Below are 17,729 nucleotides of genomic sequence, written 5' to 3'. Positions count from 1 at the left end.
CGGTGTATAGTCGGCTAATAAGTAGTCGGCTAACTATTGGAGATACTGATGGATCTCGGACTCAACGGCAGGGTCGTGCTGGTCACCGGGGCGTCGGGCGACATCGGCCGCGCGATCGCCAGGGCGTTCGCGGCGGAGGGGGCGCTGGTCGCCGCGGGCTGGCACAGCAACGAGGAGCGGGCACGCGCCCTCGTCGACTCGATCAACCAGGCGGGCGGGAAGGCGATCACGGTGCGGACCGACCAGCATGACCCCGGGTCGGCGCAGGAGGCCGCGCGGCAGGTCGAGCGGGAGCTCGGCGACGTCGCGGTCCTGGTGGCCAACGCCGTCGCCTGGCCGGTGGCGGCGGCGGAGACGTGGGAGACCCTCGCCGGGGGCCTCACGGCGAACGTGGCGGGGACGCTCGCCCTGGTCGACGCCGTGCTCCCCGGCATGCGGAGCACCGGATGGGGACGGCTGGTGCTGATCTCGTCCGATGTGGTGGACCAGCCGATACCGGCGGGCGTGGCGTACCCCGCGGCCAAGAGCGCGCTGGAGGCGGCGGCGAAGGTGCTCGCCGTACGGGAGGCCCGCCACGGCATCCTGACCAACGTCGTACGGCCGGGCTTCACGCTGACGGAGAAGGCGCTGACCTGGCCCCAGTTCGGGCAGGAGGTCGTGGACGCCGAGGGCGCGAAGACGCCGACGGGGCGCATCTGCACGCCGGAGGACGTCGCCTCCGCCGTCGCCTATCTGGGTTCGGCCGCGAACGGGCACGCCAACGGTGAGGTGCTCTCCGTGGCAGGCGGGCGGCACCTGACCCGCTAGCCGTATCGGCCGGCGCCGCTCAATCCCCGCCCGGCCGGGCCAGGGCGCATATGGCCTGGCCGGACGGGTACGTGCGCATCCCATGACGCGAACCAGACCGGTGCCGGTCGCGCACCGGACCATCGACGTGGACGGGGTCGAGATCTTCTACCGGGAGGCCGGGCCGCCGGACGCGCCCGTCTTCCTGCTGCCGCACGGCTACCCCTGCTCCTCGTACGAATTCCGCAACCTCATGCCCGCGCTCGGCGACCGCCGGCGACTGGTGGCCCCCGACCTGCCGGGCTTCGGCTACAGCGGCACGCCCGGCCGCGACCGCTTCCCGTACACCTTCGACGGCTACGCCGACTTCCTCCACCGCTTCACGAACGCCCTCGGGTTGTCGCGGTACGCCATCTACCTGCACGATTACGGCTCCCAGTTCGGGCTCCGCCTGGCCATGCGCGCCCCCGAGCGGGTCACGGCGCTCGTCATCCAGAACGGCGACATCTACGAGGACGAGCTCGGGCCCAAGTACGCGTGGCTCAAGGAGTTCTGGGCGAACCCGACCCCCGAGGGCCGGGCGAAGCTCGCCGAGAACGTCTCGGAGGAGGGCTTCCGGGACGAGTTCGCCGGCGACCTGCCCGGCCACCTCGCCGAACGGGTGCCCCCTGACCTCTGGAAGCTGCACTGGGCGCTGATGGACACCCCGCAGCGCCGCGCGAACGTGGTGAGCCTCTTCGAGGACCAGGCGACGACGCTCGAATGGTTCCCCAAGCAGCAGGCGTACCTGCGCGAGCACCGGCCGCCCACCCTGATCGTCTGGGGGCCGCACGACGGCTACATGCCGGAGGGGTCCGCCAGGGCCTACCTCCGCGACCTGCCTGACGCGGAGCTGCATCTGCTCGACGGCGGGCACTGGGCGCTCGAGACCAACCTTGCCGAGATCGTCGAGCTCACCCGCGACTTCCTGGACCGCACCCTGCCATGACCGGTGGCGCGCCCGACCCGCTCGCCCCCGCCGGCACGTGAAGGGGGTTCAGAGCTCGACGGTCATGCCGTCGTACGCGGCGGGCAGGTCCGTGTCGGCGAGCCTGGCCAGCATCGAAGGGGACATGTGCGTCAGCACGATGCGGTCGGCGCGCAGTTCGTCCAGATGCGCGCGCAAGGTCCGGTAGTCCAGGTGGGAGCGGATCGGCCGGTCGTAGGTGTAGGACTCGACGGCGAACAGGCTCGCCCCCCGGGCCGCCTCGGCGAGCGCCGGCGTCCATTCGGTGTCGCCGGAGTACGCGAAGGCCGACTCCTCGTCCTCCACCCGTACGGCCAGCGGCGGCGCACCGCACTCGTGGACGACCTGCCACGCGCGGATGGTCAGCCCGTGGAAGTCCGACGGCGACCCGTCCGCGGGCAGCTCGCGCACCTCGACTTCGAAGCGCCGCGTGACCCGGCTGGAGCCGGGAAAGAGCGCCTCCATGGCCTGGGTGAGCCGCTCGCCCGTGCCCGCGGGCCCGAACACGTGCAGCGGCTTGGTCCGCCGGCTGAACTGGCCGTCGAGCACGAGGAACGGCAGGCCGCCGAAGTGGTCGCCGTGCAGGTGGGAGATCACCACGGCGTCGACCGACTGCGGATCGACGGCCTGGGACTTCAGCGCCGTCAGGCTGGTGGCACCGCAGTCGACCAGCAGCGCGCGCTCGCCGGACGTGACGCTGACGCACGTCTGGAACCTGCCGCCGCTGCCGAACGCGTCCCCACTGCCGACGAAGCGCACCCGCATTCGTTGATCGTCGCACGCCCCGGCGGTCACCCGCAAAGACCGGCCGCGCAGGGCCGGCCCGGGTCAAGAAGCGACCATGAAGGATCGGTCTCCCGGGCCCCGCGCGTTCCGGCGCCTAGTCTCGTCCCCATGACGATCGATGCGAATGCCTGGCTCCCCGACCCTGGACGCTCGACCCTCGCCGTCGCCCCGCCGGAGACCGCGGCCGGTCACTGGGCAGGGGCACCCAGCGCGGTGGCCGGGGACGGGTGGATCTACCTGGCGTACCGGCTGCGCAGGCCGGTGGGGGAGGGGCGCGGTCACACGGTCGTCGTGGCGCGTTCGGGCGACGGCGAGCGTTTCGAGACGCTGCTGACCATCGGCAGGGAGGAGATGGACGCCGAGTCCCTGGAGCGCCCCTACCTGGTGCCGACCCCGGACGGGCGCTGGCGCCTCTACCTCAGCTGCGCCACCCACGGCACCAAGCACTGGCGGATCGAGGCGATCGACGCGGGCGACCCGGCGGGGTTCGACTCGCGACTGCGTACGACCGTGCTGCCCGGCGACCCCAAGACCGGCGTCAAGGACCCGGTGATCGTGCAGCGGGACGGCATCTGGCACCTGTGGGCCTCCTGCCATCCGCTGGCCGACCCCGACGAGGCCGACCAGATGGTGACCCGGTACGCCACCAGCGAGGACGGCCTGTCCTGGGCCTGGCACGGCACCGCGCTGAGCGGGCGGCCCGGCCACTGGGACGCGCGCGGCACCCGGGTGAGCGCCGTCCGGTTCACGGACGAGGGCGTGGTGGCCTTCTACGACGGCCGGGCGAGCGCCGCCGAGAACTACGAGGAGCGCACCGGCGTCGCCACCGGCACGGACCCGGCCGCCCTCGAGGCGACGGGCGACCGGCCCGCCGCGCAGTCGCCCCACGCGGGCGGCGGCCTGCGCTACCTGGACCTCGTGGACCTGCCGGACGGCGGCACTCGCCTCTACTACGAGTACACCCGCGCCGACGGCGCACACGAGCTGCGCACCGAGCTGCGCGCCTGACCGACGGCGCGACCAGGCGCCATCGCCCCGCTTCACTCGGGGACCGCAGCCCACGTGGGCGCTGCCGCGGCCGCAATGAGCCGGTCGCGCCGTCCGTGGCTGGGGTCCCTTGGAGTTGCGAGGGACGGTGGCTTGCCGTCGCCCTGCCCGCCCACGCCCGTGGCGCGTGGCCTGGCCACGTCCGTGGCGCGCCGCCTGACCGACGCCGCGATCGGCGCGCGACCTGACCCCTGACCCTGCCCCGAGCGCCGGGTGCCGGGTGTCGGGTGCGGCGGTTCAGCCCTGGCGGGGGCGGCCGTTGCGGGACTGGTACCGGCCCTCCGGACGCCGGCCGACCAGCCCGCCCGAGCGCTCCCGCGGCCGCAGCCAGTCCGAGAAGTCCTCGCCCGTGACGCTCTCCAGCAGCTCGATGCCGTCGGCGAAGTACGGGATGAGCTCGCGCCGCTGATCCCACGTGAGCGGCCGCCGGGGGTTCCCGCGCCGCTGCAGCAGGCGCTCGATCGGCTCGGTCAGCGCCCCGGCCAGCTCGTACGGCAGCAGCCGCCCCGCCCGCGCCCCGGCCCTGAGCGCGGCCGACAGCATCCGGTGCCGGCCGCCCGCCTCCGGATGCGCGGTCACGTTCTCCCGCGGCACCTCCGTGAGCAGCCCCCGCTCGACCCCCAAGAACCCGCAGATCAGGTCGAGGGCCTGGACCGGCGTGTCCAGCAGATCCCGGTACCTGAAGACGAGGACCTGATCGCGGGGGAACAGGGTGAGCAGGCGCGCGAGCTGCTCCCCGTACCGGCCGAGCCCGGTGTAGTGCCAGAAGTGCGCCCACCCGGCGGCGACGCGGCGCGGCTCGGCCGCGCAGGCGCGCACCAGGTCGCCGATCGGCTCCAGTCCGGCCGACCACAGGTGCGTCCAGTTGGAGTGGGCCCGCTCGACGGGGTCGCGCAGGATCGCGATGAGCCGCACCCGCGGGATCAGCGCGTGGATGCGCCGCTGCGCGGCCAGGTCGTACAGGTAGAACGGGGTCGCCTCGCCGAGCAGGGCGCCCCTGGGCGCGCCGGCGAAGAGCGCCTCGTAGTCGGCGCGCCGCCAGACGTGCTCCCGGTACGTCTGCGCGTCGCCGGGCCCGCCACGGGCGGGAGGCGGGCCGTCGGTGAGGAAGAACTTGGGCTCCTTCACCTGGGACAGGTGGAGCGCGGGGTGGGCCTGGAGCGCCGCGTGCAGGGCCGTCGTGCCGGCCTTGGGCGCGCCGATCACCAGGAAGTGCGGTAAGGGCATGGGCACACGTCCTTCCGGCAACCAGGGGCTTCGTTGACAGCAATACCTAGTTTTCCTACTGTATAACAAGGGTATTACGCATCCCGAGGAGGATCCATTGAAGATCGAGGTGCGGCATGTGGACGTCACCGATCCGGCCCTCGCGCCCCTGCTGGTCGGCCTGCACCTCGAATACACCTCCCGGTACGGGCCCAACGACGAGCTCACCAGGTACCCGGGCAGCGAGTTCGCGCCGCCGCACGGGACCTTCCTCATCGTGGCGGCGGAGGGGGAGACGGTGGCCGGAGGCGCGTTCCGCCGCTACGACGACGAGACCGTGGAGCTGAAGCGGATCTGGACGCGCCCCGGCCACCGCCGCACCGGGCTCGGCCGGCTGGTGGTGCGCGAGCTGGAGGAGGAGGCGGCCAGGCGGGGCTACCGCCGCGTCCACCTGACCACCGGCCCGCGCCAGCCGGAGGCCGTCGCGCTCTACCTCGCCAGCGGGTACGAGCCCCGGTTCGACGCGGACGACCGCCCCACCAGCGGCCCGCTGGCGTTCGTCAAGGACCTCCGGCCGCGCACCGGCGGCGCGCCCGCCGGGCGGCCCTCCCACCAGAGCGCGTGACCCGACGCCCGCTCACCGCAGGCGCGCGGCGCGGCTGAGGCGCGGGACGCTCTCGATGAGTCGGCGCGTGTATGGGTGCTCCGGCGACCCGAGCACCTTCGCCGTCGAGCCCTGCTCCACGATCCGGCCGCGTTCGATGACCGCCGTCTCCTGGCACAGCGCGGCCACCACGCTCAGGTCGTGCGAGACGACCACCACCGTCAGCCCCCGGCTCTCGCCCAGCTCGGCCAGCAGCTCGACCACGCGCACCCTGGTCGAGACGTCCAGCGCGCTGACCGGCTCGTCGGCGAGCAGCACGCGGGGCCCGGACACCACGGCCCTGGCGATCGCGACGCGCTGCCGCTGCCCGCCCGAGAACTCGTGCGGGTAGCGGCGCGCGGCGTCCGCGGGCAGCCCGACCGACTCCAGCGCCTCGGCCACCCGCTCGGCCGCCTCCCGCCGCCTGGCCGCCCTGGAGCCCGGGGCGAGCAGGCCCATCGCGCGGAGCGGCTCGGAGACGATCCGGCCCACCCGCTGGCGGGGATCCAGCGACGAGTACGGATCCTGGAACACCGGCTGGACGGCGCTCCTGAAGGCCCGGTCACGCGGCGACAGCTCGGCGCCGTCGAAGAGGACCTGACCGGAGGTCGGCCTGGCCAGCCCGAGCAGCAGCCGCAGCAGGGTGGTCTTGCCCGCGCCGGACTCGCCGACCAGCGCCAGGTTGCGCCCCGCCGTCACGGCGACGGAGACCCCGTCCAGCACCGGCGGCCCGCCTCTGTAGGCGAACCCGGCCTCATGAGCGGCCAGCACGGCGGCGCTCATGGGGCCAGCCGATCCAGCTCGCCCTCCAGGGCCCAGGCGCTGTCCACCAGAGAGCGCGTGTACGCGTGGCGCGGCTCGCGCACGATGTCACGTGTCCTTCCCGACTCCACCATGGAGCCGTCCTTGAGCACCACGACCCGGTCGGCCACGTCCGCGACCACGGCCAGGTCGTGCCCGATGAAGAGCAGGGCCATCCCTCTGCCCGTCACCAGCCCGTCGAGCAGCGCCAGCACCTCCGCCTGAACGGTGACGTCCAGCGCCGTGGTCGGCTCGTCGGCGATCAGCAGGCCGGGCTCGCAGGCCAGCGCCATCGCGATGGCCACCCGCTGCCGCTGCCCGCCGGAGATCTCGTGCGGGTACGCCCTCGCCACCCGTTCCGGCAGGCGCACCTCCGACAGGGCCGCCAGCACGGCGGCGCGCAGCCGGCCGCCGCGCAGCCCGCGGCGGCGCCGGATCGGCTCCGCGATCTGCCCGCCGACCCGCATCAGCGGGTCCAGCGCCGCCAGCGGCTCCTGGAAGACCACGCTCGCGACCCGCCCACGCACGCCGTCCAGCCGCCGGGCCGGGGCGCCGATGACCTGGGTCCCGCCCAGCAGCACGCTGCCGGACGCGGCCATGCCCGAGGGGAGCAGGCCCATGACGGCCAGCGCGGTCAGCGACTTGCCCGAGCCGGACTCGCCGACCAGGCCGAGCCGCTCGCCGGGCCCGAGGGAGAACGACAGGCCGCGCAGCAGCTCATGGCCGTCCGCCCGCCGTACGGACAGGTCCTCCACCTCCAGCGGTGTCACCGGGCCCTCCGATCGCGCAGGCCGTCGGCCAGCAGGTTCACGCCCACCACGAGGACGACGAGCAGCACGCCGGGCGCGACGGCGCCGGTCGGCGCGGTCAGCACGGTGGCCTGCGCCTCCTGCAGCAGGCGGCCCCACGAGGCGTTCGGCGGCGGCGGGCCGAGGCCCAGGTACGACAGCGACGCCTCGGCCAGCACGGCCAGGCCGAGCTGCAGGGCCAGGTTGACGAGGAGGGTCGGCCAGATGTTCGGCAGCACGTGCTCGACGATCACACGCGGCCACGAGGCGCCGGACGTACGGGAGGCCGTGATGTAGTCCTGCGTGAGCACCCGCTTCACCAGCACCCTCGTCAGCCGGGCCACGACGGCCGACATGGCCAGCCCGATCGCGAGCACGGCCGAGCCGAGCGACGCCTCGCGCACCGCGGCCACGAGCATCGCCAGCAGCAGCGTCGGGAACGCGATGAGGATGTCCAGCCCGGCCGACAGGACGTCGTCCAGCCAGCGGGTCGCGAACCCGGCGGCCAGCCCCGCCGCCACGCCGAGCACGCCGCCCAGCAGCACGGAGCCGGCGCCGACCGTCAGCGCGATCCGGGCGCCCACCATGAGCTGGGTGAGCAGGTCGCGGCCCAGCTTGTCGGTGCCGAGCAGGTGGGGGCCGCCCGGCGGCGACAGGCGCCCGCCGGAGGTGTCCGACGGATCGTACGGCAGCCAGACCAGCGACACGACGGCCACCGCGAGGACGGCCCCCACCAGCACGCACCCGATCACGAGCGACCGCCGCCCCCTCACGAGCGACCGCCGCCCCCTCACGGGCGGCCCCCGGCGACGTGCGCCCGCAGGCGCGGATCGACCAGCCGCTGCGCGACGTCGGCGGCGAACCCGATCACCAGCACCGCGAAGGTGCTGACCGCCAGCACGCCCTGGATGACCGGGTAGTCGTGCTCCGCGATGCCTTTGACCAGGAAGGTCCCGAGCCCCGGCAGTGCGAACACGCTCTCCACGACCACCGCGCCCAGGAACGTCGTGGCCAGCTCGATGCCGAGGATCGAGATGACGGGCACGGAGGCGTTGCGCAGCCCGTGCCGCCACATCGCGCCCGCGAACGACGAGCCGAGCGCCCGTGCTGTACGCAGGTAGTCGCTGCCCAGCACGTCGACGGTGGCCGCGCGGACGTACCGGATGAGCGAGGCCGACATGACGACCGCGATGGTGACGACGGGCAGCGCCAGCGACGTCAGGGCCCGTGCCGGGTCCGCCCAGTCCTCGCGCGGGAACCCGCCCGCCGGCAGCAGCCGCAGGCGCAGCGCGAAGACCGTCACCAGCAGCATCCCGATCCAGAACACCGGCACCGCGATGCCGAGCTGGGCGATCCCGTTCAGCAGCGGCCCGTACCACCGCTCCGCCCGCCACGCCGCCAGGAAGCCCACCGGCAGCGCCACGGCGACCGCCAGCGCGAACGCCAGCAGCGTCAGCGGCACGGTGACGGCCAGCCGCCCGGCGATCTCCGAGCCGACGGGCAGCCTGCTGACCAGCGACGTGCCCAGGTCGAGCCGGGCCAGCCCGCCCAGCCAGGCGCCGAACTGCTCCGGCAGCGGCAGGTCGGAGCCGATCTGCCGGCGCGCCGCCGCGATCTGTTCGGGCGTTGCGCCGACCGGCAGCAGCGCGTTCGCGGGGTCGCCGGGCAGCAGCCGCAGCAGCACGAACAGCGCCGAGGCCGCCAGCAGCAGGGAGCCCAGCAGGAAGGCGGTGCGCCGCAGCAGGTAGCGCGCCATCAGCCCTTCTTGATCCCGTACACGTAGAACTGCGAGTTCAGGCCGTTGACCGGGTAGCCCGACAGCTTCGAGGAGGCCACGACGATCTGCGGGTAGAGATAGATCCAGTCGCTCGCGGCATCCTCGGCGATCTGCCGGTTGGCCTTCTTCAGCAGGTCGGTCTGCTCCTGTTCGGTCCTGGCCTGCTCGGCCTGCTCGATCCACTCGGTGACCTGCTTGTTGTCGTAGCCCCAGTAGAAGTCCGGGTCGCCGTACCAGACCACGTCGCGGTCGTTGACGTGCTCCTGCAGCGTGGCGGCGAAGTCGCGGTCCTTATACACCTTCGAGTACCACTGGTCGGCGGTGATGACGTGGACGTCGACCGTGATGCCGACCTTGGCCAGCTCGCTCTTGATGAACGTGGCGGCCGTCGGGTGCGGGTCGTAGTTGGGCGTCTCGAGCGTGAAGCGGAAGCCCTTGGGGTATCCGGCCTCGGCGAGCTGCCGCTTGGCCAGCTCCACGTCGTACGGGTTCACCTTGGTCAGGTCCTCGTACCACGGGTCGGTCGGCGGCACCATCGAGCCGATGACGCTGCCGTGGCCCGCCCAGATCGACTGCAGCAGCTTGGCGTCGTCGATGGCGGAGGAGACGGCCTTGCGCACGAGCGGCTTGTCGAACGGGGGCTTCCGGTCGTTGAAGGCGAGCAGCAGCTTGGTCGTGGAGTGGCCCTCGCTGACCTTGTAGTCCGGGTTGCCGGTGAACTGGGCCAGCGCGTCGGGGCTCTGCTCGCTGGTGACGACGTCCACGGCGTTCGTCAGCAGCGCGTTGTTGAGCGCGGCGGCGTCGGTGAAGTAGTGGAAGACCGCGCCGTTGTTGGCGGGCGGGGTGCCCCAGTAGCCGGGGAAGCGCTCCAGGCTGAGCGTGGAGCCGCGCTTCCACGACCCCAGCTGGTACGGCCCCGTGCCGTCCTCGCCCGTGGCCAGGTCCTTGGCGGCGGCGTTCACGATCCACACGTACGAGAGGTTGTACACCAGCGAGATCGACCGGCTCTTCAGCTTGACCACGACGGTGCCGTCGTCGGGGGCCGCCACTGACTTGATCGCCTCGAGGCTGCTCTTGCGCGCCGACTGGGAGCCGTCCGCGATGACGCGTTCGATGCTGGACTTCACGTCGGCCGCGGTCAGCGCCTTGCCCGAGTGGAACTTCACGCCCTTGCGGAGCTTGAACGTGTACGTGAGGCCGTCGGGGGAGACCTCGTGGCCCTCGGCGAGCAGCGGCTCGACCTTGCCGTCGTCGGTCAGCTTGAACAGGCCCTCGTAGACGTTGCCGTTGAACGCCTCGGTCACGCCCTGTCCGCCACCGGCGGTGTTGTCGAGGTTCTGCGGCTCGTACAGGGAGCCGATCTCGATCACGGCCCCGGCGTCGGGCGCGCCCGGCCCTTGGCCCGGCGCGCCGCTCCCGCCCGCGTTCCCCGAGCCGCACGCGGCGAGGGCCAGGGCGAGGGCTGCCGCTACGCCGGCGAACTTGCTGGTCAAGATAGCTCCTGAGGGAATACGCACTAAATGGGTAGGTTTGGTGGGACTATATCGTCCTTGTGCGTTCCACAGGTCAAGGGGGGTGCTCAGGTCCGGCAGAGAAGTACGGCGATGTCGTCCGTACGCTGCTCGACGGTGACCCCTTTGATGAGCGACTCCGCCAGGTCGTGCAGGGGCTCGCCGGTCGAGGGCGTGAAGCGCTCGGCCAGTTCGCCGATGGACTGGCCGAGCCCGACCCCCGGCTTCTCGATCAGGCCGTCGGTGTAGAGGGCCAGGACGGAGCCGGGCGGCAGGGGCAGCTCCGAGGTGGTGTACTCGGCGTCATGCTCCACGCCGAGCAGCAGCCCGGGGGAGTGGTCGAGGATCTGGGTGCGCCGGCCGGGCCGGGCGAGCAGCGGCGGCAGGTGGCCCGCGCCGGCCAGGCAGGCCGTGCGCTTGCGCAGGTCGAGGCTGATGTACAGGCAGCTGGTGAACCGGTCGGGGGCCAGCTCGCAGAGCAGCCGGTTGGTGTGCGCGAGCACCTCGCCGGGGGTGGCCCCGGCGGTGGCGTGGGCGTGGATGGCGGTGCGCACCTGGCCCATGAGCGCGGCGGCGGTCATGTCGTGGCCCTGCACGTCGCCGATGACGGCCGCGGCCATGGTGTCGCTGAGGCGGATGAGGTCGTAGAAGTCGCCGCCGATGTCCATCCCCGGCGTGGCGGGCAGGTAGCGGGCGGCCAGCTCGAGGCCGGGGACCTCGGGCAGCGTGCGCGGCAGCAGGCTCTGCTGCAGGCACTGGGCGAGCTGATGCTTGACGTCGTAGAGCCGGGCCCGCTCGAACGCCTGCGCGATCAGCCCGGCGAGCGCGGTGAGCGTGGCCCGCTCGTCGGCGCTGAACTGGTGCGGGCGGTCGTACGCGAGGATGCAGGTGCCGATCGGGTGGCCCGAGGTGACCAGCGGCAGGAACGCCCAGGCCGACATGTCGTCCGAGCGGACCGCGTCCGGGTAGGCCCGGCGCAGCTCGTCCCACGTGCAGTAGAACGCCGGCTGGCAGGCGTCGAAGGAGTGGTTCGCCGGGTTGGGCAGGATCACGGGACGGCCGTCGAACTCCTCGATGGCCTCCTTGCTGTAGCCGCGCGAGGCGTCCACGCGCAGCCGGCCGCCCTTCGAGGTGAGGATGCACAGGGCCTGGACGTTGTAGAGCGGCATGACGTGGTCGGCCACCAGCTCGACCACCTCCTGCGCGGTCACCGCCCGCGACAGGGTGGTGGCCAGCTGCAGCATCTCGTGCAGGGCGACGGTCTTCGACGACCGCTCGGCGCAGCCGGCCAGCCGGCCGGGAACGCGGGCGTCCGCACTCGGCGTGATGCGCATGGAGATCCCGGTCAGGCCGGGGAAGAGGCGGAACGACAGCTGCTGCCCCGCGGGGTCGCGCGCCGTGAAGCGGGTGTCCTGGCTGCCGACGACCGCGGCACGGTAGCGGTCCACGTACGCGGGGTCGTCCATCCACGGCAGTGCGTCCCACAGCCGCCTGCCGAGCAGTTCGGAGGTGGAGCTGCGCAGCAGGTCGGCGGCCGGGGCCGTCAGGAGGGTCACGCGCCCCTCCGTGTCCAGCGAGCAGTAGCCCTCGGGCAGGCGGTTGAGGCAGTCGAGCGCGACCAGATCGGCCTTCGGGTCGGCCTCCGGCCGCAGGTCGAGCGCGCGGGGCTGCGACCCCGGCCGGATCGGGCGCCCCTGCGCGGCGGCCTCCTGGAGCACCTCGGCCATCCTGGCGGAGGCGTTCTCGATGAGCTCGAGCTGGCGCTGCGAGAGCCGGGCCACCCGGCCGCCCGGCCAGAGCAGCAGGAACCCGCCCCAGTCGGTGTCGCCGCTGCGGATGGGTGAGCCCGCGACCGCGAAGTGGTAGGGGAGGGACAGCGCCGCAGCCGGGGACATGCGCGCCAGGTCCTCCAGGCCGGCGAGCCACAGCAGCCGCCGCCTGCGCACCGTCATGGCGATCGGCACCGGGTCGTTCGTCCTGATCCTGGCCCACGCCCTGGCGATCAGCGCGGGGAGTCCCAGGTGCGCGTCCATGCGGAGGACCGCGCCGTCCTCGTCCATGAGGTACGTGGCGCCGATGTGCGCTCCGGTGCTGACGGCGGCCTCGACCAGCAGCTCGTCCAGGCGGGACGAGCGGCTCGGCGGCGCGGCGTGCTGCTGCGCCGCCTCAGCCCGCTTGGCGCCCGTCACGTGAGCACCAGAATCGGCAAAAACCACTCATATCGGGCAGGATACCCGTACGCATGTAGCAGATTGCTTACGTTGCGCTAGCGCATAGATCTAGGAAAACGGCGCGGAGGAAGATCCCGCTTGACGTAATTGCGAAATGTCCGTCATGTAGCGACGCAGGCGGCGCCGGCCCGGCCGCCGTGCCCACATCGGCGGCCGGGTCGGGGAGCGGTGCGGGTCAGATCTGGACGAACTCCGCGTCCAGCAGGTGGGCGAGGGCCTTCAGCTCCGCCGCGCGGTGGCCGGTGCCGAGCGCCCAGTGGTGGGACATGCCGGTGGCGCTCCAGTCGTCGGTCCACTCGCCGGGATCCCGGCCGAAGTCCACGCGGGAGGTGGTGTTGCCGATCTGCAGGTGCGGCCCGTCCACGGTCTCGCCCTCCGAGGCCACCAGGGCGAAGCGGCCGTCGCGGCGCTGGATGATGCCGAACGCCGTCACCGGCCCGTGCTTGACGTCGAACTCCACCGAGACGCCCCACCCGCGCTTGCCGTGGTAGACCCCGAGTCCGCGCAGCAGCGGCCGGCGGGCGCTGATGGCCAGGTGGGCGGGGCCGTCGTGGCCCATCTCGACGTGGCCGCGGTGGAAGTCCAGCGCCTGGAGCTCGGTGAACGATCCGCCCGCGCCCAGCCGGTCCATGATCAGCATGGCCAGGCTGGTACGGAGCTCGTACTCGCCCGCCGCCGGGATGCCGCGCGCGGTGAGCAGGGACGCGCCCAGGATCATCCCGGCGCCGAGCCGCTCGTGCATCTCGCCGTCCAGGCCCCGGTGGTAGTACGCCAGGCTGTCCAGCGAGAAGTCCTCGACCAGCCGGTCGAGGCCGACGGAGACGCGGCAGGCCCACTCCAGGTCGATCTCGTTGACGCTGTCGGCCATCTCGAAGATCTTCTCGGCCTCGGCCCGCTTGGCGGCGACCTCGGCGTCGGTGACCTTCTCCACGCGTACCCGCAGGTCGTCGAATTCCAGCACCTCGACGTGCCCGCCGAAGTTCGCCGAGACGAGCGTGAGGTCGGTGGAGACGTCCAGCATGCCCGGGTAGAGGTGGCCCATCAGACCGTGGCGGCCGTGCCGCAGGGCGGCGCGCGCCCCGGCCGCCCGCACCCAGCTCGTGATCCTGGCCCAGGCGCGCTCGTCCTCCAGGTAGCCCGACACCGAGCGGAACGGGATGCCGCACCGCTGGAAGGCGTTGGCCATCTCGGGCAGCGGGCAGGCGCCGCAGTAGGCCAGCCACTGGCCGGTGTCGAACGTGGCGTGCTCCATCGACTCGGTTGGCTGCAGGTTGATCAGCAGCACGGGGGCGCCGCTGCGCTGCGCGATCGGCACGAGCATGGTGGCCGTCATGTAGGTGGTGAGGAACCCGACGATGAGGTCGCAGTCGGCGGCCCGGAGCTTCTCGGCCGCCACCGCGCCCTCCTGAGCGTCGGAGATGAACCCGACGTCCACGATCTCCGCGTCCAGCTCCCGCATCCGTTCAGAGACCCGTGCGGCCGATCGCTGGAGCTGGGGCAGGAGATCGGGGAACTGCGGCCAGTACGCGCCCAGCCCGCCGGCTACCAGTCCGATGCGGGTCTTCGTCTTGCGTGCCACGGTGAAGCCCTCCTGAGGGGTGAAGGGAGGATGCCGGGAAGTTTCGGACAAAAGTATAGATCCTTTCCGAAACCTCACCAGAGCGCAACGGTCGGCCGAGAGGTAATCGACCGGCAGCCCCCTTCTTCCCGGGCGGTCAGGCGCCGAGGATGCCGGGGAGGCGGGTCTGGAAGTCGAGGACGCCCACCCAGGTGGGGCGGAGGGCGATGCGGGCCATCCTCGTCGCGGGATGATCGGCCTGGGCGACGTAGCCGGCGCCGCCCTCCTCGCCCAGGAAACGGCGCGCCGCCTGGGCCTGTTCGGGCACCATGCCGTCGACTTCGGTGATGGAGACACGGCCGCGCAGCAGGAGCACGTCCGGCGGCTGGGACTCGGTGTCGATGGTGACGGCGACGTCGGGGTTGGCGCGCAGGGCTCGCAGCCGCCGGGCCGGGTGGGTGATCCCCATCGGGGGGCAGTTGACGTACGTCGCCATGACGAGTTCTTCGCCGTTCCAGACGTACCAGGTGGACATCACCCGAGGGGTCCCGTCGGTCGCCACGTACGCGAGACGTGCCGGAATCGTCGAGTGCAGCAGGCGCTGTGCGATGTCGGTCTCCAGCAACCGCACGTCACCCTGCGAGAGGTCTGCCATGGTCATTTCCTTCCTTCGTCCGAAGGTATGGACCCCAGACCCACCGGAAACTCATCGGTCAGTGGCGCAGCGTGCGGTCCAGGAAGTCCGTGACCGTATCGGTCAGCTCCACCCGGTGGTCGGAGAGCGCGTGGTCGGTCGGGAAAAGGTGGTGCTCCAGCTGTGCCGCCGGATGCGACCCGAAGGCCCGGACCAGCGGATGGTGGTGGGTCTCCGCAGGGGTGACGGGGTCGCGGCCGGTGCCGATGAGGAGCACCGGGCGGCCGGCCAGGCGCGGGGCGAGGCTGGCGAGGCTCCACTCCGCGCCGTTGGCCTCCATCTCGGCCACCAACGCTGCACCACTGGTGCCGCGTAGCGGCAGCAACTCGCCGTCGAAATCCCGTACGTACGCCGCCCGCACCGCCGGATCCGCGCAGCCGGCCGCGGCGGCGCCCATGTCGAAGGCCGCCACCGAGGCGACCGCGCGGACCGCCGGATCGGCGGCGGCCGTCATCAACGCCACGAACCCGCCCATACTGTGCCCCACCAGGGCCAGCCGCGCCGCATCAAGCCGGGAGTCCCCGCGTACCGCCTCCACCACCCGGGCCGTGTCCTCCAGCGCGTGCCGCCACGAGTAGGACCCGCCCACGCCCCACGAGCCCCGATAGTGGAACACCAGCGCCGCGTAGCCTGCCCGCCGCAACGCCTGGGCCACGTCGAAGTTGCGCTCGTTCCCCGGGAAGCCGTGCAGGAGCACCACGATCGGATGGGGCCCCGGACCCGCAGGGAGGTGCAGGACGCCGAGCAGCCGCTCGCCGCCGCTGTCGAACGTGACCGCCGGCGTGCCGGCCGGGGGAGTGAGAGCACTGAGAGCCATGCGCGATCTCCATCATCGAACTGGTCGGTTCGATGAGGAACTTAGCAGAGAGTTGGAACCGTCCGGTACCATCTCCCGCATGCCCGTACCCAAAGGCGCATCACTCGACCCCGCGCAGACCCGGGCGACGATCCTGCGCGCCGCCACGACCCTGCTGTACGAGCGGGGGCTCGACGGCGTCGGGGTGGCGGAGCTGTGCGCGCGCGTCGGCGCGTCCAAGGAGACGCTCTACCGGCACTTCGGCTCGAAGGACGGGCTCGTCGAGGCCGTGCTCGAGGCCCGCAGCGACCACGTCGTGCGCTGGCTGCGCGAGGCCGCGGCCGGCGCGGGTGACGAGCCCGCCGACCAGCTCGCCGCCGTCTTCGACGCGCTCGGGAGCTGGTACGCCGAGCCCGCCTTCCGCGGCTGCGCGATCGTCAACGCCTCGACCCAGTGGCACGAGGGGCCGCCGCGGGCCGTCGCCGCCCGGCACCTCGACCGGCACCTCGAGCTGCTGACCGACATCGCCCGCCGGGCCGGCGCCCGTGCTCCTGAGGCGCTGGGCAGGCAGCTGCTCATGCTGGTGGAGGGCGCCACGGTGCTCGCCGACCACCACGGGGAGGGCGAGGCCGCGCGGCTGGCCAAGCAGGCGGCTCTCGCCCTGTTGCGCGAGGCCCGCTGACTGTCAGCGGCCGGTCCACTTCACCTCGTACGGCCTGAGCGTGTACTCCTTGCCGTCCACGGTCGTGGTGACCTCGGCGTCGGCGGTGTTGACCAGCAGCAGCCGCTCGGGCTGGGCCAGCACCCGCACCTTGGCGTCCGACGAGGTGACCTGCTCCAGCTCTGCTCCGGCGGGGAACCACCGGACGAAGTCCGCCAGCAGCCGCCCGGTCGGCGTCTCCGCGCCGCTGCGCGGGTCCCACAGGCACGCCCGGCAGGCTCCGTCCTTGGTCTGCGGGTTCCAGTACAGCGCCGTGGCAGCGCCGCTCCGCGCGAACTCGATCATCGAGGCGGCCTGTACGGCGAGCCGCTTGGGCTCCGGCCACGTCGTGCCGTCCTCGGGCACGAAGTACCACTCCGACCACCAGACCGGCAGGTCGCCCACCTTGTTGCGCAGCCACCTGGTGACCGCGGCGAACTTCTCCAGCGCCCCGAACTCGTCGGGCAGCAGCTCGTGGGCGTCGGTGGGCGAGGCGCCGTCGACCACGACGAAGTCGGCGCCCTTCTTGTGCTCGAACCAGTAATCGAAGGCGTCGAGGACGTGCTGGTTGACGACTCCCCAGTCGCCGCGCAGCTCGGAGTCGCCGCCCTTGTTGCTGTCGAAGCCGAGATACGGGCCGCCGACCTTGGCGTCAGGCCGGACCTTCTTCACCGCCTCGTACACCTTGTTGTACAGCTCGGTGTAGCCCTTGTAGTCCGCCGGCTTGGCGTGGTCCCGCCAGAAGCCCTTCAGCTCGTTCCACACCATGAAGTACTTGACGTCGGTGTACCTCGAGGCCACGGCCGCCGCCAGCCTGGCGAAGTCGTCGAAGTGCTCCGGATAGGGGGCGTCCTCCAGGTGCTCCCCCCACGCCGAGCCCTCGGTGGGACCCTCGGGGCCGCCCTTCATCCAGTCGGGGGCGCAGCAGAGCGTGATGACGGGGACGGCGCCGGACTCCTTCATGAGGTTCAGCCGGCTGTCGAGGTCCTCCCAGTAGTACTGCCCCCGGTACGGCTCCGGGTTGAGCGCGCCGAAGCCCATGATGTGCTGGTTCTGCAGCATCGGGGTCTCCGACAGCCGCCTGGCGACGTCCTGCTCGAAGCCAGGGTTGACGTTGTTGGCGCTGACGCCCGTGTGCGTGAAGCCCCAGCGCGGCCAGCCCTCGTCCACCCGCGGCCGGTCCGCGGGCGCCGGCTGGGACCCGGCAGGGGAGCGCCGCTCCTGCTGGGCGCCGGTGGTCCCCCGCTCCGCCCGGTCCGCGAGGGAGCAGCCCGTCACGGCCAGAGCCACGGCCGCCGCCAAGGCGGCCGCCCGGCCGAGCCGCCCCCTGATCCATCCCCTGCCAGTCGATGCCACCGAATCTCACCCGATCCTCGTCATCGTGACGCCTGTAGCGTTC

17 protein-coding genes are annotated in these 17,729 nt (G+C 72.5%); 5 read left to right on the top strand and 12 right to left on the bottom strand.

Translation table 11 applies throughout. The features are described 5' to 3' along the window. The first annotated feature begins 48 nt into the window (after window positions 1-48). Together AB0H84_RS19985 and AB0H84_RS19980 are read left to right on the top strand one after the other, a co-directional pair. On the top strand, window positions 49-807 hold the full coding sequence (locus AB0H84_RS19985) for an SDR family NAD(P)-dependent oxidoreductase (protein WP_357605758.1): 759 nt from the start codon (window positions 49-51) through the stop codon (window positions 805-807). Between the two features lie 82 nt (window positions 808-889). After that, on the top strand, window positions 890-1,774 hold the full coding sequence (locus tag AB0H84_RS19980; RefSeq protein ID WP_357605755.1) for an alpha/beta hydrolase: 885 nt from the start codon (window positions 890-892) through the stop codon (window positions 1,772-1,774). Window positions 1,775-1,822: 48 nt separating this feature from the next. Here the strand turns inward: AB0H84_RS19980 and AB0H84_RS19975 are convergent, their stop codons facing one another. Beyond that, window positions 1,823-2,557 (bottom strand): MBL fold metallo-hydrolase, encoded by a 735-nt coding sequence (locus tag AB0H84_RS19975; RefSeq protein ID WP_357605752.1) that lies wholly within the window; start codon window positions 2,555-2,557, stop codon window positions 1,823-1,825. A 129-nt stretch (window positions 2,558-2,686) separates the two neighbouring features. Here AB0H84_RS19975 and AB0H84_RS19970 point away from each other — a divergent pair, with 129 nt between their 5' ends. Next, window positions 2,687-3,586, top strand: a complete 900-nt coding sequence (locus AB0H84_RS19970) for a hypothetical protein (RefSeq protein ID WP_357605749.1) — start codon at window positions 2,687-2,689, stop codon at window positions 3,584-3,586. Window positions 3,587-3,862: 276 nt separating this feature from the next. Here AB0H84_RS19970 and AB0H84_RS19965 read toward each other — a convergent pair whose 3' ends face one another. Then, window positions 3,863-4,852 (bottom strand): sulfotransferase, encoded by a 990-nt coding sequence (locus AB0H84_RS19965; protein ID WP_357605746.1) that lies wholly within the window; start codon window positions 4,850-4,852, stop codon window positions 3,863-3,865. A gap of 97 nt (window positions 4,853-4,949) precedes the next feature. On the opposite strand from AB0H84_RS19965, the gene AB0H84_RS19960 reads away from it, so the two are divergent. Beyond that, window positions 4,950-5,456 carry a GNAT family N-acetyltransferase gene (locus tag AB0H84_RS19960; protein WP_357605743.1) on the top strand — a complete coding sequence of 169 codons (507 nt, stop codon included), beginning with the start codon at window positions 4,950-4,952 and terminating at the stop codon, window positions 5,454-5,456. A 12-nt stretch (window positions 5,457-5,468) separates the two neighbouring features. Here AB0H84_RS19960 and AB0H84_RS19955 read toward each other — a convergent pair whose 3' ends face one another. The 9 genes from AB0H84_RS19955 to AB0H84_RS19915 form a co-directional block, all read right to left on the bottom strand. Beyond that, complete coding sequence (locus tag AB0H84_RS19955; RefSeq protein WP_357605740.1) at window positions 5,469-6,257, bottom strand: ABC transporter ATP-binding protein; 789 nt, start codon at window positions 6,255-6,257, stop codon at window positions 5,469-5,471. Next, a complete protein-coding gene (locus AB0H84_RS19950; protein ID WP_357605738.1) occupies window positions 6,254-7,045 on the bottom strand; it encodes an ABC transporter ATP-binding protein in 792 nt (263 codons plus the stop codon). Before AB0H84_RS19950 ends, AB0H84_RS19955 begins: the two co-directional genes overlap by 4 nt. Next, window positions 7,042-7,836 carry an ABC transporter permease gene (locus AB0H84_RS19945; protein WP_357605735.1) on the bottom strand — a complete coding sequence of 265 codons (795 nt, stop codon included), beginning with the start codon at window positions 7,834-7,836 and terminating at the stop codon, window positions 7,042-7,044. Before AB0H84_RS19945 ends, AB0H84_RS19950 begins: the two co-directional genes overlap by 4 nt. A 17-nt stretch (window positions 7,837-7,853) precedes the next feature. Continuing rightward, window positions 7,854-8,819 carry an ABC transporter permease gene (locus tag AB0H84_RS19940; protein ID WP_357605732.1) on the bottom strand — a complete coding sequence of 322 codons (966 nt, stop codon included), beginning with the start codon at window positions 8,817-8,819 and terminating at the stop codon, window positions 7,854-7,856. Beyond that, the gene (locus AB0H84_RS19935) at window positions 8,819-10,333 is read right to left on the bottom strand and encodes an ABC transporter substrate-binding protein (RefSeq protein WP_357605730.1); all 1,515 of its coding nucleotides are present in this window, start codon (window positions 10,331-10,333) and stop codon (window positions 8,819-8,821) included. Before AB0H84_RS19935 ends, AB0H84_RS19940 begins: the two co-directional genes overlap by 1 nt. A gap of 86 nt (window positions 10,334-10,419) precedes the next feature. Next, window positions 10,420-12,540: a SpoIIE family protein phosphatase gene (locus AB0H84_RS19930; RefSeq protein ID WP_357605727.1), complete on the bottom strand. Its 2,121-nt coding sequence runs from the start codon at window positions 12,538-12,540 to the stop codon at window positions 10,420-10,422. A gap of 217 nt (window positions 12,541-12,757) precedes the next feature. Continuing rightward, a complete protein-coding gene (locus tag AB0H84_RS19925; RefSeq protein WP_357605724.1) occupies window positions 12,758-14,161 on the bottom strand; it encodes an L-fucose/L-arabinose isomerase family protein in 1,404 nt (467 codons plus the stop codon). 136 nt (window positions 14,162-14,297) lie between these two features. Further along, complete coding sequence (locus tag AB0H84_RS19920; protein WP_357605721.1) at window positions 14,298-14,795, bottom strand: pyridoxamine 5'-phosphate oxidase; 498 nt, start codon at window positions 14,793-14,795, stop codon at window positions 14,298-14,300. Window positions 14,796-14,853: 58 nt separating this feature from the next. Then, the gene (locus AB0H84_RS19915) at window positions 14,854-15,651 is read right to left on the bottom strand and encodes an alpha/beta fold hydrolase (protein WP_357605718.1); all 798 of its coding nucleotides are present in this window, start codon (window positions 15,649-15,651) and stop codon (window positions 14,854-14,856) included. Window positions 15,652-15,730: 79 nt separating this feature from the next. Here AB0H84_RS19915 and AB0H84_RS19910 point away from each other — a divergent pair, with 79 nt between their 5' ends. Continuing rightward, window positions 15,731-16,312, top strand: coding sequence for a TetR/AcrR family transcriptional regulator (locus AB0H84_RS19910; protein WP_357605715.1), 582 nt, complete (start codon window positions 15,731-15,733; stop codon window positions 16,310-16,312). Between the two features lie 3 nt (window positions 16,313-16,315). Here the strand turns inward: AB0H84_RS19910 and AB0H84_RS19905 are convergent, their stop codons facing one another. Further along, window positions 16,316-17,686, bottom strand: a complete 1,371-nt coding sequence (locus tag AB0H84_RS19905; RefSeq protein WP_357605712.1) for a xylan 1,4-beta-xylosidase — start codon at window positions 17,684-17,686, stop codon at window positions 16,316-16,318. Window positions 17,687-17,729: the final 43 nt, after the last annotated feature.

Source organism: Nonomuraea sp. NPDC050786 (assembly GCF_040654115.1).
Classification (GTDB): Bacteria; Actinomycetota; Actinomycetes; order Streptosporangiales; family Streptosporangiaceae; genus Nonomuraea.
The sequence above is the reverse complement of the archived record's forward strand: the minus strand, read 5'-3'. Positions and strand labels throughout refer to the sequence as shown.

Coding starts and splice junctions, on each gene's coding strand:
- AB0H84_RS19910 (WP_357605715.1), top strand. CDS start 15,731: ATGCCCGTACCCAAAGGCGCATCACTCGACCCCGCGCAGACCCGGGCG.
- AB0H84_RS19955 (WP_357605740.1), bottom strand. CDS start 6,257: ATGAGCGCCGCCGTGCTGGCCGCTCATGAGGCCGGGTTCGCCTACAGA.
- AB0H84_RS19920 (WP_357605721.1), bottom strand. CDS start 14,795: ATGGCAGACCTCTCGCAGGGTGACGTGCGGTTGCTGGAGACCGACATC.
- AB0H84_RS19915 (WP_357605718.1), bottom strand. CDS start 15,651: ATGGCTCTCAGTGCTCTCACTCCCCCGGCCGGCACGCCGGCGGTCACG.
- AB0H84_RS19940 (WP_357605732.1), bottom strand. CDS start 8,819: ATGGCGCGCTACCTGCTGCGGCGCACCGCCTTCCTGCTGGGCTCCCTG.
- AB0H84_RS19965 (WP_357605746.1), bottom strand. CDS start 4,852: ATGCCCTTACCGCACTTCCTGGTGATCGGCGCGCCCAAGGCCGGCACG.
- AB0H84_RS19985 (WP_357605758.1), top strand. CDS start 49: ATGGATCTCGGACTCAACGGCAGGGTCGTGCTGGTCACCGGGGCGTCG.
- AB0H84_RS19975 (WP_357605752.1), bottom strand. CDS start 2,557: ATGCGGGTGCGCTTCGTCGGCAGTGGGGACGCGTTCGGCAGCGGCGGC.
- AB0H84_RS19980 (WP_357605755.1), top strand. CDS start 890: ATGACGCGAACCAGACCGGTGCCGGTCGCGCACCGGACCATCGACGTG.
- AB0H84_RS19970 (WP_357605749.1), top strand. CDS start 2,687: ATGACGATCGATGCGAATGCCTGGCTCCCCGACCCTGGACGCTCGACC.